At 72.4% G+C, this 16,137-nt stretch carries 14 protein-coding genes; 8 read left to right on the forward strand and 6 right to left on the reverse strand.

Translation table 11 applies throughout. The features are described 5' to 3' along the window. Positions 1–181: hypothetical protein (locus tag FAF44_RS20750; protein WP_237104870.1), on the reverse strand; the 181-nt coding region annotated here is incomplete at its 3' end. On the opposite strand from FAF44_RS20750, the gene FAF44_RS20755 reads away from it, so the two are divergent. The 7 genes from FAF44_RS20755 to FAF44_RS20785 all read left to right on the forward strand — a co-directional run bounded on the left by FAF44_RS20755 (position 176) and on the right by FAF44_RS20785 (position 9,048). Then, positions 176–4,762: a hypothetical protein gene (locus tag FAF44_RS20755; protein ID WP_237104871.1), complete on the forward strand. Its 4,587-nt coding sequence runs from the start codon at positions 176–178 to the stop codon at positions 4,760–4,762. The genes FAF44_RS20750 and FAF44_RS20755 overlap by 6 nt on opposite strands. Before the next feature lie 97 nt (positions 4,763–4,859). Continuing rightward, positions 4,860–5,498 (forward strand): hypothetical protein, encoded by a 639-nt coding sequence (locus FAF44_RS20760; protein WP_237104872.1) that lies wholly within the window; start codon positions 4,860–4,862, stop codon positions 5,496–5,498. A 4-nt stretch (positions 5,499–5,502) separates the two neighbouring features. Next, complete coding sequence (locus FAF44_RS20765) at positions 5,503–5,853, forward strand: cupin domain-containing protein (RefSeq protein ID WP_237104873.1); 351 nt, start codon at positions 5,503–5,505, stop codon at positions 5,851–5,853. Between the two features lie 41 nt (positions 5,854–5,894). Further along, on the forward strand, positions 5,895–6,968 hold the full coding sequence (locus FAF44_RS20770; protein ID WP_237104874.1) for an adenosine deaminase: 1,074 nt from the start codon (positions 5,895–5,897) through the stop codon (positions 6,966–6,968). Beyond that, on the forward strand, positions 6,956–7,588 hold the full coding sequence (locus FAF44_RS20775; RefSeq protein ID WP_237104875.1) for a PH domain-containing protein: 633 nt from the start codon (positions 6,956–6,958) through the stop codon (positions 7,586–7,588). Before FAF44_RS20770 ends, FAF44_RS20775 begins: the two co-directional genes overlap by 13 nt. Before the next feature lie 11 nt (positions 7,589–7,599). After that, positions 7,600–8,547, forward strand: coding sequence for an RNA polymerase subunit sigma-70 (locus FAF44_RS20780; protein WP_237104876.1), 948 nt, complete (start codon positions 7,600–7,602; stop codon positions 8,545–8,547). Between the two features lie 15 nt (positions 8,548–8,562). Further along, the gene (locus tag FAF44_RS20785; RefSeq protein WP_237104877.1) at positions 8,563–9,048 is read left to right on the forward strand and encodes a GyrI-like domain-containing protein; all 486 of its coding nucleotides are present in this window, start codon (positions 8,563–8,565) and stop codon (positions 9,046–9,048) included. Between the two features lie 229 nt (positions 9,049–9,277). Here the strand turns inward: FAF44_RS20785 and FAF44_RS20790 are convergent, their stop codons facing one another. Genes FAF44_RS20790 through FAF44_RS55855 form a run of 5 tightly spaced genes read right to left on the reverse strand, consistent with a single transcriptional unit; the run spans position 9,278 to position 14,715 of the window. Further along, entirely contained in the window at positions 9,278–10,003 is a 726-nt protein-coding gene (locus tag FAF44_RS20790; RefSeq protein ID WP_237104878.1) for an aminoglycoside 6-adenylyltransferase, read from the reverse strand. Next, complete coding sequence (locus tag FAF44_RS20795; RefSeq protein WP_237104879.1) at positions 10,000–11,631, reverse strand: phospho-sugar mutase; 1,632 nt, start codon at positions 11,629–11,631, stop codon at positions 10,000–10,002. Before FAF44_RS20795 ends, FAF44_RS20790 begins: the two co-directional genes overlap by 4 nt. Next, positions 11,628–12,431 (reverse strand): purine-nucleoside phosphorylase, encoded by an 804-nt coding sequence (locus tag FAF44_RS20800; protein ID WP_237104880.1) that lies wholly within the window; start codon positions 12,429–12,431, stop codon positions 11,628–11,630. The genes FAF44_RS20795 and FAF44_RS20800 overlap by 4 nt, the downstream gene beginning before the upstream one ends. 2 nt (positions 12,432–12,433) lie before the next feature. Beyond that, entirely contained in the window at positions 12,434–13,738 is a 1,305-nt protein-coding gene (locus tag FAF44_RS20805; protein ID WP_237104881.1) for a M20/M25/M40 family metallo-hydrolase, read from the reverse strand. Beyond that, positions 13,735–14,715 (reverse strand): Lrp/AsnC family transcriptional regulator, encoded by a 981-nt coding sequence (locus FAF44_RS55855; protein WP_237104882.1) that lies wholly within the window; start codon positions 14,713–14,715, stop codon positions 13,735–13,737. Before FAF44_RS55855 ends, FAF44_RS20805 begins: the two co-directional genes overlap by 4 nt. A 110-nt stretch (positions 14,716–14,825) precedes the next feature. Between FAF44_RS55855 and FAF44_RS20815 the strand changes: the two genes are divergently transcribed. Then, entirely contained in the window at positions 14,826–16,130 is a 1,305-nt protein-coding gene (locus FAF44_RS20815) for an MFS transporter (RefSeq protein WP_237104883.1), read from the forward strand. Positions 16,131–16,137 lie beyond the last annotated feature (7 nt).

The following is a 16,137-nucleotide window of genomic DNA, read 5'->3' on the forward strand; positions in this document are numbered from 1 at the left end:
GGCGGCGTGGAAGGGCGAGCCACCCGGGCAGGCCGGCGACGACGCGGGACCGCCACTTGGGCAGGCTGGTGACGACGCGGGACCGCCGCTCGGACAGGCCGGTGACGATGCGGGGCCGCCGCCCGAGATTCACCCGCCGCGCATCGCCGAGATCGGCGCCCTGGGTGAGACGGCCGTGCACGATGTCACGGTGCCGCGCGACCCCAACGCGACGGCCCAGGCGCTGGCCGACGGCCTCACGGGCGTCACCGGGCGGGAACGGTCCGCGATCCGCGACTGGCTCGCCCAGGTGCTCGCCGACGCCGACCGCGAGGCCTGGACCGGCCACCTCCGCGCGGGCGTGACGCTCGACGTCGGAGGCAAGGCGCTCTACCTCAAGCTGACGCCGGAGGACTTCCGGCACGTGGAGCAGCCGAGCCTCGCGCCCGAGAAGCCGGTCGCCTTCGGCGGGGACGGCGTGGAGGGCAAGTCCTCGCAGTCGACCTCCAAGGAGGCGACCGCGGGGCTGATCCGCGAGCTGAACCAGTCGCCGGACGCGGCCGAGGAGTCGAGCGCCCTGCCGCGCACGGGCGTCGTCAACAGCTCGCGGACGACGGCCACGAACGCCGTCGAGCTCATGAGCGGCCACAAGCCGGTCTCCCCGGCGCACGACTACTTCACCGCGGACGTCTCCGTCGAGGTCTACCGCGACGGGGAGCGGGTCACCCGGACCAGCGGGGTGCCCGAGCTGTCGGTCACCGTGCCCTTCCCCAAGCAGTTCACCCGCGAGGGGCCGCTGCTGGCCGCCGACCACCCGCCGGCGCTGCCGCGCCACGAGGTGCCGTCGGGGGCCGGGCACAAGTTCCGCGACCACGGGGCCTCGGTCACCGGGGTGGACCTCACGCCGCTGGTGCTGGAGGTGCAGCGCCGGGCGCTGGCGCAGGGCGTCCCGGCCCGCGAGGTGGCCAAGATCGTCGATCACCTCACCTCCACCGTGCTCAACGAGCAGGGGCTGAAGAACCGCACCCAGGCGCTGCTGTCGGGCGGGGCCTCCTCCGAGGCGGTCCGCTACCGGGGCTCCGCGCTGCGCTCGGCGGAGGAGACCTTCCGGATCACCGGGGAGGTCACGCGGATCGAGGCCGTGGACGGCAGCGCCCGGCCGCCGGTCGAGACCATGATCAGGGACGACATGGGCCGGCGCACGGCCGAGGGCGTGTCGTACCGGCAGGGCGGAGACGTCAACGTGCACGTCGGCGGCAAGATCGGCGTGCACCTCGGCAACCGGGCGGAGGTCGTCGGACGGGCCATCGGCGGGTTCGGCTTCGGCTCCGACCACGCCACGACGACCAACCGGGCGCACGGCAACCACACCGTGCTGAACACGCGCGGCGACGTCACCACGTACGACGCCCACCTGCGGCTGCGCGTCGAGACGGAGCGGATGGGCGTCTTCACGGTGGACGTGCCGGCCGAACTGGCCGTGCCGACCCGCGACGCGGCCCCCATGGAGCGGGACGTCTTCGGCCACGACCTGCGGCCGGTCGGGGAGTTCAACCGCATCCAGTCGGAGCTGGCCGGCCTGCACCGGGAGATGGACCTCGTACGGGCGGAGTTCGCGTCGAGCGAGCCGGTCGGCGCCTTCCCGAGCCGCGACCCCGGCGCGAACCGGGGCTACGAGCCGCACGTCCTGGAGCCGGTGACCCTCGCGGCCGGCCGCGGGACGGGGCTGGGCAGCGGCGTGCGCGTGCACGCGGACGGCCGGCTCGGCGCGGAACTGCGCCAGGCCCTCGACGAGGCGCTGCCCGACCTCCCGCCGGACATCAGGCGGCAGGTGATCAGGGACATCGACCACCACTTCGGCGGCGGCGCCCTGGAGGCCGACCTGACGTACGCCCTGCACGGGATCAGGTACGAGAAGACGATCGGCGGCTACACCGTCGAGATCCTGGCCCAGGGCGCCCTGGGCCGCCGGCACGAGGTCGGCTGGACCGAGATGACCGTGAACGAGCGCCGGATCACGTCCTGGAGCGGCACGAGCCAGCGCGAGACGTCCGCCGGAGGCCGCGCCGAGGTGGCCGCCGTCGCGCGCTTCGACACCGGCGGCGCGCTCAAGGTCGACCTGCCGAACATCGCCGTCACCGGCAGCGGCTCGAAGGCGCACACCGACGCCTTCACCAGCGCCCACACGAGGTACGACCGCACGGAGACCAGCGGCGACGCCTTCACCTTCACCCGGGATCTCACCTTCGACGTCGAGATGCGCACCTCGCACCGCGGCGACGCGGCGACGAGCAGGTCGTGGCAGGTGGAGGGCAGCAGGGCGGAGATCGTCGTGCCGAACCCGCACCTGCCGCGGCAGCCGCTGCTCGCCGGTGACCTCGTGCGGGTGGGCGCCATCGAGACGACGTCCGAGCGGCCCGGTGACGTGTGGTCGCACGCGGACCGGCTGCACGCCATCGTCCGCCTGGGCGGCATGCCCGAGTTGTCGCAGACGGTGTCCAGGGCCTTCTCCGAGTGGGCGGAGACGCCCCAGGCCGCCGGGCGGCTCGACGTGCCGATGCCGATCGAGAACGCCACCGACGTGATCAGGCTGGAGACCATGATCACCTCGCATCCCGACGGCATGTTCCACACCGTGACCAGCCAAGGGGGCTGGTCGTACGAGGTGCACCTGAAGGCGGACGTCGCCGGGCTGACGTACGCCAAGTCGGAGACCGGGGTGGAGTACGAGGCATACTCCAACAGCAATTCGAGAATGGCGGACGGCGAGCGCGGTGCCCGGAGCCTGGGCGGGCACGCGCGGGCCGGGGTGCGCGCCACGATCGGCGGCGACGGCGAGGCCGGTGCTCATCAGCAGGGTGCTCATCAGCAGGGCGGGCACGAGGCGGGCGGTCCCCGGCGGGAGGGCGGCAAGTCCAGGACCGAGCACAAGATCATGGCTCGGGCCGGGGTGCACGCCGCCTCGAAGCAGATGTCCCTGGAGAGCGTCTACCACGGCGGCAGCGACGTCTCCCGGGTGACCTACGGCGACCACGGCACCTCGCACTGGTACCGCGGGGACCTCGTCGTGGAGGTCACCCCGAGCCGGACCGACGGGAAGGTGGTCGAGCGCGGCCCGACCACGTACGTCCGGGTGTCGGAGATCGTGGACCTCGTCCTTCCCGACGAGGTGGCGGGCCGGCACGGGCTGGAGGGCCCGCAGGCCGCCGAGACCGCCGCGCCGGCGGGCGACACGACCCGCGCCTACACCGCGCCGGAGGCGGCCCTGAGCACCGCGTTCGTGCACCACTTCGACGGCCGGGACGTCCTGCCGCAGATCTTCGGCAAGCTCCGCGAGGAGGGGCTGCTGTTCCCGAACCAGGAGTGGACCAACCATCCGGTGGCCGAGCACCTGCGCGGCCAGTACAGCCAGGACGCGCTCGCCACCAAACTGGGGGAGTTGCGCGGGAACGGAGTGCCCTCCTGGCTGTTCGTCACCGACGAGAACGGCCGGATCACCGAACGGGTGGGCATCCGGGTCACGGCCGACATCGGCGACGGCGTACACGTCCGCGAGCGGCCCGACACCGGTCTCATGCTGCGCAACGAGCGGCTCAGCGGCGAACTGAGCCTCCAGGAGCGGGGGACCGACCGCGGGGTGGAGGCGCTCACCCGCTACAGCGCGTCCGCCGACGGCCGGCTCGGCGGGGCGGAGGCCGGGTTCTCGACCGCCCGCGACTCCCACCGCGTGGACGCGCACGGGACGAACGTGAAGGAGATCAACCGCTACCAGACGCGCGAGACCCCGCAGGAGTTCAAGCATCCCGTCACGTACGAGATCACGGTCGAGCGCGCCAAGGTGCGGCCCGTCCTGGAGCCCGTGCGTGACGGGGCGCGCGGCGCGCTGCTCAAGGTGGGCGGGCTGACCGGGTTCGACGGGCCCATGAGGTTGTTCGACCGGCACGTCGGCACCACCACGACGACCCGCGCGGTCGCGCACGGCGAGGTCGGCGTCGTGGTGCCCGGACACCTCACCACGGAGGTCCCGCAGGGCACGCCGGTCGTGGCGCGGACGCCGGTCGTCGCGGCGGACCCGCGCTGGGCGGAGCCGGGCGGGCCCGGCGCGGTGGCCGCCACGCTCGGGAACGGCATTCCCAAGGGTGACGTCAACCAGGTCGCCTTCCCCGCCGCCTCCCTGGTGGAGGAGTGGGCGCCGCTGGCCGCCGTGCCGCCGCGGCTGCGCGAGGGCACGCCCTCCCTGGACGACCGTCCCGGCGGCTTCGGGCTCACCCGTCCCGACGGCATGACCCTGGCCGAGGCCACCAAGGAACGGACCATGCGCGCGCACCTGGACCAGTTGCTCGCGCACCAGTACGAGATCCCGGGGATCGGCAAGGTGGGGATCGACGTCCAGGGGGCGCGCGAGGTCACCAGCGCCGAGGTCAAGCAGCGCGTCTACACGCAGACCATGAACGTCACCGGGCACGGCCAGGGGCTGGGACGGGGCCGGGCCGCCAGGGGCGGCGTGTCGGGCGGGGTGTCCGAGGACCCGACGCTGGGCTACGGCGGCGTCGGCGGCGGCTCGAAGACCAGGCAGGAGGCCGGTTCCCGGAACGCCGACATCCTCGAACGCAACTTCCTGGAGAAGCAGCACGAGAACACCTACCTCGAATGTGACATCTCCGTCGTGGTCTACGGCAGGGACAAGCCGCTCGTGATGGACGTGGACGGGGGGTTGTTCCTGAGGCTCACGCCCGAGGGACTCGCCGACTTCGCCGCCGCGCACCCGGGGCTCATCACCTGACGGCCCCCGGGCCTCGCCGTGGCGGAGGCGGGCGGGGTTCGCGAGCGATCCGTCGCCGTACCGCTTGCGGACGCCGTGAGCTGGGCATCTACCGGGCATGCGCTCGTCATCCCCGCCCCGCGGACGGCCCGTTCCGGCCCGCGTGGCCGTACCGATCGCCTGTCTCCTCGCCCTGTTCGCCGCCTCGTGCGGCACCGTCCAGCAGACGGCGCTGCCCGCGCAGAGCCCCGGCAGCACCGAGTCCAGCCCGGGAACCAGCTCGGATACCAGCCCCGATCCACGTGCCGGGTCCGCTTCGCCCGGCACCCCGACCGGAACCGCCGAGGTGGACGTCGACCGGTCCGGGATGGACCCGGCGATCGTGACGGGCGTGCGGTACGCCGCGCACGACACCTTCGACCGGCTGGTCGTCGATCTCAAGGGCGGCATCCCCGGCTACAACGTGAAGTGGGTGGACGAACTCGTCCAGGACGGCTCCGGACGCCCCATCGACGTGCCCGGCCGCGCGTACCTGCAGCTCACGCTCTTCTCCGCGCACGCCCACGACGAGGAGGGCACGCCCACGTGGGGCGGCGGCCCCGTCTACACCGCGCGCCTGGGCAACGTCACCGACGTCGTCAGGACCGGCGACTTCGAGGGACGCGTCGGCATCGGCCTGGTGCTCGACCGGCAGGCCGCCTTCCAGCTCAGTGAGCAGGGCTCACCCGACCGGCTGATCCTGGACGTGGCACACTGACGTCGTGGTGAGAAAGATCGAGGGAGCGGCTCGCATCCCCGTACCCGGCGGAAAGATCATCGACGAGCACGTGGGGCGCGTCAGCAGTGGCGACGAAGCGCTCTCCATCGCTCATATGACCGCGCCGCCCGGGTGGGAGGAGCCGCCGCAGACGCCGGCGTTCACCGAGTACACCGTGGTCCTGCGCGGCACGGTGATCGTGGAGCACGCGGAGGGCACGACCCGGGTCGAGGCCGGGCAGTCGGTGGTGACGTCGCCGGGGGAGAAGGTCCGCTACCGCGTGGGGCCCGAGGGGGCCGAGTACGTCGCGGTGTGCCTGCCCGCGTTCTCGCCCGAGGCGGCGGGCCGCGACTGAGCCGTGGTCACATCGGCCAACGGTGCTCATATCATGGCCAGATGAGACCCACGCCTGACGAGATCCGGCGGGCTCCCAAGGTGTTGCTGCACGATCACCTCGACGGCGGGCTTCGCGCCGAGACGATCGTCGAGCTGGCCCGGGAGACCGACTACGGCCGGCTGCCCACCCACGATCCCGGCAACCTGCGCCAGTGGTTCGAGGAGGCGTCAGACTCGGGGTCGCTCGAACGTTACCTGGAGACCTTCGACCACACGGTCGCCGTCATGCAGACCCGCGAGTCGCTCGCCCGGGTGGCCGCCGAGTGCGCCGAAGACCTGGCCGACGACGGGGTCGTCTACGCCGAGGTGCGGTTCGCGCCCGAGCAGCACACCACCAGGGGGCTGAGCCTCGACCAGGTGGTGGAGGCGGTGCTGGAGGGCTTCGAGCAGGGCTCGCGCGGGCGCGGCATCCGGGTGGGCACGCTGCTGACGGCCATGCGGCACCAGGCGCGCTCCCGGGAGATCGCCGAACTGGCGGTGCGCTACCGCGACGGCGGCGTGGTGGGCTTCGACATCGCGGGAGCCGAGGCCGGCTACCCGCCCACCAGGCATCTCGACGCGTTCGAGTACCTCCAGCGGGAGAACGCCCACTTCACCATCCACGCCGGCGAGGCGTTCGGGCTGCCGTCGATCTGGCAGGCCATCCAGTGGTGCGGCGCCGACCGGCTGGGGCACGGCGTCCGCATCATCGACGACATCTCCGTGGCCGGCGACGGGAGCGCCAAGCTGGGCCGGCTGGCCGCCTACGTCCGCGACAAGCGCATCCCGCTGGAGATGTGCCCCACGTCCAACCTGCAGACCGGGGCCGCCAGCTCGATCGCCGAGCACCCGATCGGGTTGCTGCGGCGGCTGCACTTCCGGGTCACGGTCAACACCGACAACCGGCTGATGAGCTCGACGAGCGTGTCGGAGGAGTTCCACAAGCTGGTGGCGGCGTTCGACTACGGCTGGGACGACCTGCAGTGGTTCACCGTGAACGCGATGAAGTCGGCGTTCATCCCCTTCGACGAGCGGCTGGCGCTGATCAACGGCGTGATCAAGCCGGGCTTCCAGCAGATCAAGTGGCAGCCGTGAAGCAGGTCTACCGCTCCAAGACCGCGTTCGTGATGGCGTGGGTGTGGGTGGCGTTCGTCGCGTTCAACGTCTGGGACCTGATCGTCCGCTTCAACGGCAAGCCCTCGCTCGTCGCGCTGGCCGTGCTCGGGGCGCTGACGGCGCTCGTCTACGTCGTCGCGCTCCGGCCCGCCACCGTCTTCACCGAGGAGGGGCTCGTCGGGCGCAACCCGTTCCGCACCACGTTCCTGCCGTGGGCCTCGGTCGAGGACGTCACGGTCTCCCACGCCATCAACGTGCGCCACGGCGAGGAGCAGGTGCTGCGGCTGTGGACGCCGATGAGCAGCGCGCGCGAGCGGGCCAGGGCGCAGCGGCGCGGGACCGTCAAGCAGGAGCGCGGACGCGGACGCGGGCGCTTCCCGACCGAGCCGACCCTGGCGAAGGGCGAGCAGGCGGCGCTGGAGGCGTTCAGCGGCAAGACGCACGCCGACTGGGTGGGCGAGCAGATCCGCGACCGCGCCGAGTCGGCCAGGAACCGCGGGGAGGAGGCGACACCCGCCCGCGTGAGCTGGTCCTACGACTCCATCGGGATGCTGGTGCTCGCGCTCGCCCTGGTGGTCGCCGCCATCGTCGTCGCCTGACGGACGACCGGGTGACAGAGGTGCGGAGCGAGGGGAGCCCCGCGGGGCTTGCGGACGAGCTGGAGCGGCACCGCGCCGAGCTGACCGGCTACTGCTACCGCATGCTCGGCTCCGGCTTCGAGGCCGAGGACGCGGTCCAGGAGGCGTTCGTCCGGGCGTGGCGGACCTACGACCCCCAGCGCGGGCCGCTGCGCGCCTGGCTGTTCCACCTGGCCACGAACGCCTGCTTCGACCTGCTCAGAGGCCCGCAGCGGCGCGCCCGTGCCATGGACCTGGGCCCGGCCGCCGTCCCCGGCGCCGCGCTGGGCGAGCCGCTGCCCGAGAACCGCTGGGTGCAGCCCGTCCCCGACGCCCGCGTCCTCGACCCCGCCGACCTCGCCGTGACGCGCGAGACGGTGCGGCTGGCGTTCGTGGCCGCACTGCACCACCTGCCGCCGCGGCAGCGGGCCGTGCTCATCCTGCGCGACGTGCTCAGGTGGAGCGCCGCCGAGACCGCCGCCCTGCTGGCCACCACCGTCACCTCCGTCAACAGCGCGCTGCAACGCGCCAGGACCAGGCTCCCCGCCGTGGCGCCCCTCGACGCCGAGGTGGACCCGGAACTGCTCGCCCGGTACGTGACCGCCTTCGAACGCTACGACGTGGACGCCCTCGTCTCGCTGCTGCACGAGGACGCGACGTCGTCCATGCCGCCGTTCGCGTGGTGGTTGCGGGGGCGGGCCGACATCCGCGCGGTGCTGCTGGCCTCCGGCGCGCCGTGCGCCGGCTCCCGCCTGGTCCCGGTCCGGGCCAACGGCTGCCCGGCCTTCGGCCAGTACCTGGCGGGGGAGCCGTTCGCCCTGGTCGTGCTGGAGGTCTCCGGCGGGCTGATCGCAGGGCAGAGCACGTACCTGGATCCCGGGTTGTTTCCGCTCTTCGGGCTGCCGATGAGTTTCGAGGCCGCGCTCCGTACTGAGGGGTGAAAGGAGAAACACGACATGCCAGAGATCGTCGAACTTCCCGGGCGCCCCTACATCGGGGTGCGCGGCACCATCACCATGACCACCTTCGGGCTGATCGCCGACCGAATCTCGGAGATCATCGGCTGGCTCGCCGAACGCGGCGAGTCCCCGGCGGGCCCGCCGTTCCTGCGCTACGAGAGCATCGACCTGGCGGGCGACCGGCTGGTGGTCCAGGCGGGGGTGCCGGTGGCCGCGCCGCTGGAGGGCGAGCGCGACCTCTTCGCCGCCACCCTGCCCGCCGGCCGCTACGCGAGCGTCACTCACCACGGCCACCCCGACGGGCTCTTCGACGTCGTCGAGGCGCTGCTGAAGTGGGGCGAGGAGCAGGGCCTGAGCTGGGACATGACCGCGGACGGCGGCGCCGAGCAGTGGGGTTGCCGCCTCGAACTGTTCATGACGGACCCACGGGTCGAGCCCGACCTACACAAGTGGGACACCGAACTACAGTTCCGCCTGACCTGACCCACCCGGGCGCGGGGCCGCCCCCGCGCCCGACCGTCACCCCGAGCGGGTGCCGGAAGCTTGGCGCTGACCAGGCCGAGCTCAGGGCAAGACGCCACTTGAGAACGGCGAGCTCCCGCCGCCTGCGATGGTCTCAAAATTGAGACTGACCGAAGCGGTTGGTATCACGGTATGGACTTGGCGGACCCAGCGATGGCGTTGGTCTCACGGATGAGACCAACGGCAGGTGCTATCGGCCGCGCATGAACGCCAGGTCCGCGCCCCACCCGTCGAACACCTCTCCGTGCCCGGCGGCCCGCGCGGGCGGCTCCACGTCGTTCAGCAGCCCTCGCACCGCCTGTGCGGCCTGCGGGGACAACGCGGCCTCCAGCCGTGGCAGGAGTTCCTCGGGGCCCCAGATCGGCAGCCGCAGCGGATGCCGCCGCAGCTCCCACTCCACGTACTTGTGGTACGGACGCACCCGTCCATGCAACGCGAACACATACGTCAGGTAGTGCGAGGCGGCCTCGGCCCCGTCCAGCCGGGCTGCCAGCGAGTTCGCGTCGCGATCGTTCTTCAGGCACCGGTATGCGCTGTTGAGGAACGCGCCCAGCGCCGCCACCGCCACCGCCTCGGACTCCTCCGCCGCGAGCCGGCCCTTGGCCGCGACCAGGTCACCGATCCCGGCCGAGGCGTCCTTCAGCACCTTGGCGTAGGCGAAGGCGTACCGGTTCCACTCGGTGCCGGAGCCTGGCAGCGCATGCCCGCGGAACTCCTCCAGCGTCATCACCACCACGTCCAGCACGGCGTCCCGGCGCGGCGCGATCGCCGAGCGGTCGGTGACGATCACGTAGACATCGTGGTCGGAGCGTGCCGTGGCGGCGCCCTCGCGGGCACGGGAGCCGCTCAGCACCACCCCCAGCACCCGTGGGTCCTGGCGGGCCTGGGCGAGGAAGGTGCCGAAGGGGTCCGTCACAGGTTGAGGCGGGTGGTCAGGTCGGACTTCAGGGTGGTGAGGTGGGTGGCGGCGCGGGCTCGGGCCTCTGCGGGGGTGCCCGTGACCGGGACGACGACCTCCAGGTAGCACTTCAGCTTCGGTTCCGTCCCCGACGGGCGGACGATCACGCGGGCGTCACCCGACAGGCGGTAGCGCAGGCCGTCGGTGGGCGGCAGGCCGCCGTCGCCGCGTGACAGGTCGTCCAGGCGTTCCACGGTGCGGCCCCCCAGCGTGGGAGTGCGGTCGGCGCGCAGGCGGGTCATGGCGGCGGCGATCAGGGAGAGGTCGGCCACGCGGAACGACAGTTGCGCCGTCGCGTGCAGCCCGTAGCGGCGGGCCTGGTCGTCGAGGAGGTCCAGCAGGGTGCGGCCGTCGCGCTTGGCCGCCGCCGCGATGGCCGCCGTCGTCAGGGCCGCGCCGATGCCGTCCTTGTCCCTGACGGGCAGGCCCGCGTCCGAGCCGAGGCTGTAGCCGAGGGCCTCCTCGTAGCCGAAGACCAGGCCGGGGCCGGCCTTGATGATCCACTTGAAGCCGGTGAGCGTCTCGCCGTACCGGACGCCGTGCGCCTGGGCGATCTTGCCGAGGAGGGAGGAGGAGACGATGGTGGTGGCGACCATGCGATCGCCGGTCGTGTGCGTGATCACGTGCTCGGCCAGCAGGCCGCCGACCTCGTCGCCGGTCAGCATGCGCACGCCGCCCCCCGGCAGCGGCACGCCCACCGCGCACCGGTCGGCGTCGGGGTCGTTGGCCAGCACCAGGTCGGCCTCCAGCGTGGCGGCCAGGGCGACGGCGAGGTCCATCGCGCCCGGTTCCTCCGGGTTGGGGAAGGCGACCGTCGGGAAGTCGGGGTCGGGGTCGCGCTGCTCCTCGACCGCCATCGGGCTCTCGAAGCCGGCGGTCAGGAAGGCGTCGGTGAGGGTGGCCGCGCCGACCCCGTGCAGCGGGGTGTAGGCCACGCGCAGGTCGCGGGCGTCCCCGAGGGGCAGCGAGGTCACGGCGGCGACGTAGTCGGCGACGATGCCCTCGCCCAGTTCGGTGAGCGTGCCGGGGCCGTTCAGGGGCAGTTCGTCCACGCGGCCGACGGCGTCGATGGCCGCCGAGATCCGGCTGTCGATCGGCGGCGTGATCTGGGAGCCGTCGCCCCAGTAGACCTTGTAGCCGTTGTCGCGCGGCGGGTTGTGGCTGGCGGTGACCGTCACCCCGGCGTCGGCTCCGAGGTGGCGGACGGCGAAGGCGAGCACGGGCGTGGGCAGCGGCCCCGGCAACAGCGAGGCGTGCAGACCCGCGCCCGTCAGCACGGCCGCCGTGTCGCGGGCGAACACGTCCGACTTGTGCCGGGCGTCGTGGCCGATGACCACGTGCTTGCCCGGCCCGAGCACCGCGGCCAGACCGGCGGCGGCGCGCATGACGGTGACCCGGTTCATCCGGTTCGGCCCCGCGCCCAGCTCGCCGCGCAGGCCCGCGGTGCCGAACTCCAGCTTGGCGCGGAACCGGTCGTCGAGGGCGGGCAGGTCAGCGCGCTCGATCAGGGCGGACAGCTCGGCGCGGGTGTCGGGGTCGGGGTCCTGGGCCAGCCAGCGGCGGGCCTCCTCCAGGACGCCGCTCAAAGCCGGTCCACCACCTTGGCCAGCAGCACGCCCATGCGGGCGGCCGTGGCGCGGCCCACCTCCAGGACCTCCTCGTGGTTGAGCGGCTCGCCGGACAGGCCCGCGCCCGGGTTGGTGACCAGGGACAGGCCGAGCACCTCCAGGCCGGCCTCCCGGGCCGCGATGGACTCCAGGACGGTGGACATGCCGACCATGTCGCCGCCCAGCGTGCGCAGCATGCGGATCTCGGCCGGCGTCTCGTACGTGGGGCCGCGGAAGGCCACGTAGACGCCCTCGGCGAGGCCCGGCTCGATCTCGCGCACCAGCGCGCGCAGGCGGCGCGAGTAGACCTCGGTGAGGTCGATGAACGTGGTGCCGGTGATCGGGTTGGCCCCGGTCAGGTTGATGTGGTCGCTGATCAGGACCGGGTCGCCGACGTCCTGCGTCTCGGGCCGCAGGCCGCCGGCGGCGTTGGTGAGCACGAGGGTGCGCACACCGGCCGCCGCCGCCGTGCGGACGCCGTGCACGACCGCGTCCACCCCGAGCCCCTCGTACAGGTGCGTGCGCCCGAGGAAGATCAGCGCGTGCCGCCCGGACGGGGTGCGCACGACGCGGATCTTGCCGCCGTGGCCCGCGACGGCGGGTGCGCGGAAGCCGGGCAGTTCGGTGAACGCGATCTCGGCCACCGTCTCGCCGATCGCGTCGGCGGCGGGCACCCACCCCGACCCCATCACCAGTGCCACGTCGAAGGTGTCGAGGCCGGCGGCGCCGCGCAGTGCGGTGGCGGCCGTACCGGCCAGGGTGTATGCGTCTTTGGTCACCTTCAGTAGTTTAGGAGCAGCCTGTCCAGGACCCGCACCCCGAACTGGAGCGCGTCCACCGGCACCCGCTCGTCCACGCCGTGGAACATCGAGGCGAAGTCCATGTCGGCGGGCAGCCGCAGCGGCACGAACCCGAACCCGCGCACGCCCAGGTCCGCGAAGAACGTCTTGTTGTCGGTGCCGCCCGACATGCAGTACGGGATCGCCCGCGCCGCCGGGTCCTCGGCCTTCAGCGCCGCGATCATCGACTCGACCAGCGCCCCGTCGAACGAGGTCTCCAGAGCGATGTCGTGGTGCACGAACTCGCGCCGCACCTTCGGCCCGAGCAGCCCGTCCACGGTCTTGAAGAAGTCCTCTTCGAAGCCCGGCAGGAACCGCCCGTCCACCACGGCCGTGGCCTGGCCGGGGATGACGTTCGACTTGTAGCCCGCGCCGAGCTGGGTCGGGTTGGTGGTGTTGCGCAGGGTCGCGCCCACGAACCGCACCAGCGGGCCGATCCTGTCGAGGATCGGCTGCGGGTCGTCCTCGTCGAAGGGGATGCCGAAGGCATCGGCGACCTCGGTGAGGAAGCGGCGCACGGTCGGGGTGTAGGTCAGCGGCCAGTCGTGGTCGCCGATCCTGGCCACGGCCCTGGCGACCTCGGTGACGGCGTTGTCGTCGTTCAGCATCGAGCCGTGCCCGGCGGTGCCGTCGGCGACCAGCTTCATCCAGGCCAGCCCCTTCTGGGCCGTCTCGATCAGGTAGAGCCGCAGCGACGGGTCGACCTCCAGCGAGTAGCCGCCGACCTCGCTGATCGCCTCGGTCACGCCCTCGAACAGCTCGGGGTGGTGGGCCGTGAGGTACTTGGCGCCGTACACGCCGCCGGCCTCCTCATCGGCCACCCAGGCGAAGACGAGGTCACGGCGCGGCTTGCGGCCCTCGCGCTTGAGCTGGCGCAGCACGGCCAGCATCATCGCGTCCATGTCCTTCATGTCCACCGCGCCGCGGCCCCAGATGTAGCCGTCGCGCACCTCGCCGCCGAACGGGTCCACCGTCCAGTCGGCGGCGCTGGCCGGCACGACGTCGAGGTGGCCGTGGACGAGCAGGGCGGGCAGCGACGGGTCGGAGCCCTCGACGCGGGTGATCACGTTGCCGCGGCCGGGCTCGCTCTCGACGTACGTCGCCTCGATGCCGACCTCGGCCAGCCTGGACATGACGACCTCGGCCGCGGCGCGCTCGCCGGGGCCGCTGCCGTCGCCGTAGTTGCTGCTGTCGACGCGGATCAGCTCCACGCACAGGTCGGCGACTTCCTTCTCCGCAGGGGTCATGGTGTTCTCTCCATCGTGAGCAGTCCGGACTTGTGGAGGTGGCCGCGCTTGTAGGCGCGGGTGATGAGCGTGAGATCGACGTCGGTGATCTCGTCGTGCCGGCCGACGACGCCGGTCATGAAACGGTAGAGGGCCGCTTCGTGGGCCACGACGACCTGCACGATGAGTGAGTGCGTGCCCGTGGTGGCGGCGCAGTAACGCACGTCCGGGTGCGCGGCCAGCGCCTGGCCGACCAGATCGAGCCCGTGCGGACGCACCTTCAGCCACAGCATGGCCTCGACCTCCAGGCCGAGCAGCGCGGGCTCGACCTCGGCCCTGGGCAGCAGCAGCCGCCGCTCGATGAGCGAGGCGACCCGCCGGCGCGCGGTCGGCACGGAGACGTCCAGCCGCTCGGCGACGGCGGTGAAGGCGATGCGGCCGTCGGTGGTGAGCAGGGCGGCGATCTCCTGCTCCAGCGGCGACAGCCCCTCCTCGTCGGGCAGGGGGCCGGGCGGCGGGACGGGCCGCAGCTCGGCCACCTCCCGATCGGTCAGGTACGGGGCGTGCCACTCGGCCACCGTCCTGAAGGTGTGCAGCACGACCTGGGTCTGCGTCTGGGACACGCCGTCGATGTCGGAGATCTGCGCGGACAGGATGCGGTGCAGGTCCTCCCTGGAGGGGGAGACCAGCTCGCAGCCGATGTCGGCGGCCCCGGTCAGCGAGTAGACCGAGCGGGTGTCGCGCCGGTCGGCCAGCGCCTTGGCCACCTGTGCCGCCGTCCCCGGCCGTACGTGGACGTGCAGGTGCACGGGCCGTCCGTGCCCGGTGCGCAGGTCGTCGTAGATGGCCGTGACCCGGACGACGCCTTCGGCGATCAGCCGCTGCAACCGCCGGGCGACCGTGCGCTCGTGCTCGCCCACGGCCCGGCCGATCTCGCCCCACGAGGCGCGGGGGCTGACCTGCAGCGCGGCCACGAGCCGTTGGTCGAGAACGTCCACCTGCACCCGTTTCCATGTCGGGAATGTAAATATTGTGGCGAATATTTGACTGTTTCGGTCGCCCGAATGCACAGTAAGCCATTACCGCACTTGTCAGCAAAGGAGCCCACGTGGCGACCTCCCCTGTGGCGCACTCCCCACTCGGCACCCCCAAGAGCCGCGTCCGCCAGCTCATGGCGGCCAGCGCCGGCAACGTGGTCGAGTGGTACGACTGGTATGCGTACACGTTTCTCGCCGTCTACTTCTCCGAGCAGGTCTTCCCCGAGAGCTCGGCCAACAGCCTCGTCCCCCTGCTGAGCGCGTTCGCCGTCTTCGCGGTCGGCTTCTTCATGCGCCCGCTCGGCGGCCTGCTCGTCGGCGCCTTCGCCGACCGCTACGGCCGCAAGGCCGCCATGACGTTCACCATCGTGCTCATGGGCGCGGGCTCGCTGCTCGTCGGCCTGACCCCGACGTACGCGGCCGTCGGGGTGCTGGCGCCGGTCATCCTCACCCTGGCCCGGCTCATCCAGGGCCTGTCGGTGGGCGGCGAGTTCGCCGCCGCGACCACGTTCCTCGTGGAGTCGGCCCCGCCCGGCCGGCGCGGCCTGTACTCGAGCTTCCAGTACGTCAGCACCACCATCGGCCAGCTCCTCGCGTCGGGCCTGGCGGCGGTGCTGGCCACCAGCCTGGCCAAGGCCGACATGTCCTCCTACGGCTGGCGCATCCCGTTCATCGTCGGCGCGGTGCTCAGCCTGGTCGGTCTGTGGATCCGCAAGGGCGCCGACGAGACCTCGGCCGTGGCGCAGGAGATCCGGCGGGGCGAGGCGCAGCGGCCCAAGCTGTTCGAGTTCCTGCGGCACCACCCGAGGTCGGCGGCCACGATCGTGGGCATCACCATCGCCGGCACCGTCGCGTACTACACGTGGACCAGCTTCCTGCCCACGTACGCGCAGATCACCGTCGGCTTCGACAAGGCGCAGTCGCTCCAGATCGGCACCATCTCGCTGGTGTTCTTCATGATCCTGCAGCCGCTGATGGGCCTGCTGTCGGACCGGGTGGGGCGCAGGCCGCTGCTGATCGGGTTCGGGCTCGGGTTCCTCGTCCTGCCGGTGCCGCTGCTCGGGCTGCTCACCGACGCGTACGCGAGCCTGCTGGTGGTGCAGCTCGTCGGCATGGTGTTCCTCAGCGGGTTCACCTCGATCTCGGCCGCGGTGAACTCGGAGCTGTTCCCGACCCGGGTGCGGGCGGCGGGGGCCGGGTTCCCGTACTCGCTGACCGTGGCGCTCTTCGGCGGCACCGCGCCACTGATCGGCACCGCGTTGCAGGAGGCCGGCAACCCCGGGCTCTTCCCGTGGTACATGTCGGCGCTGGCGCTGATCTCGACGCTGGTCTACGTCTTCGTGCTGCGGGAGACCAAGGACCAGCCGCTGCGCTGAGCCGACG

Source organism: Nonomuraea sp. MG754425 (assembly GCF_021699195.1).
Classification (GTDB): domain Bacteria; phylum Actinomycetota; class Actinomycetes; order Streptosporangiales; family Streptosporangiaceae; genus Nonomuraea.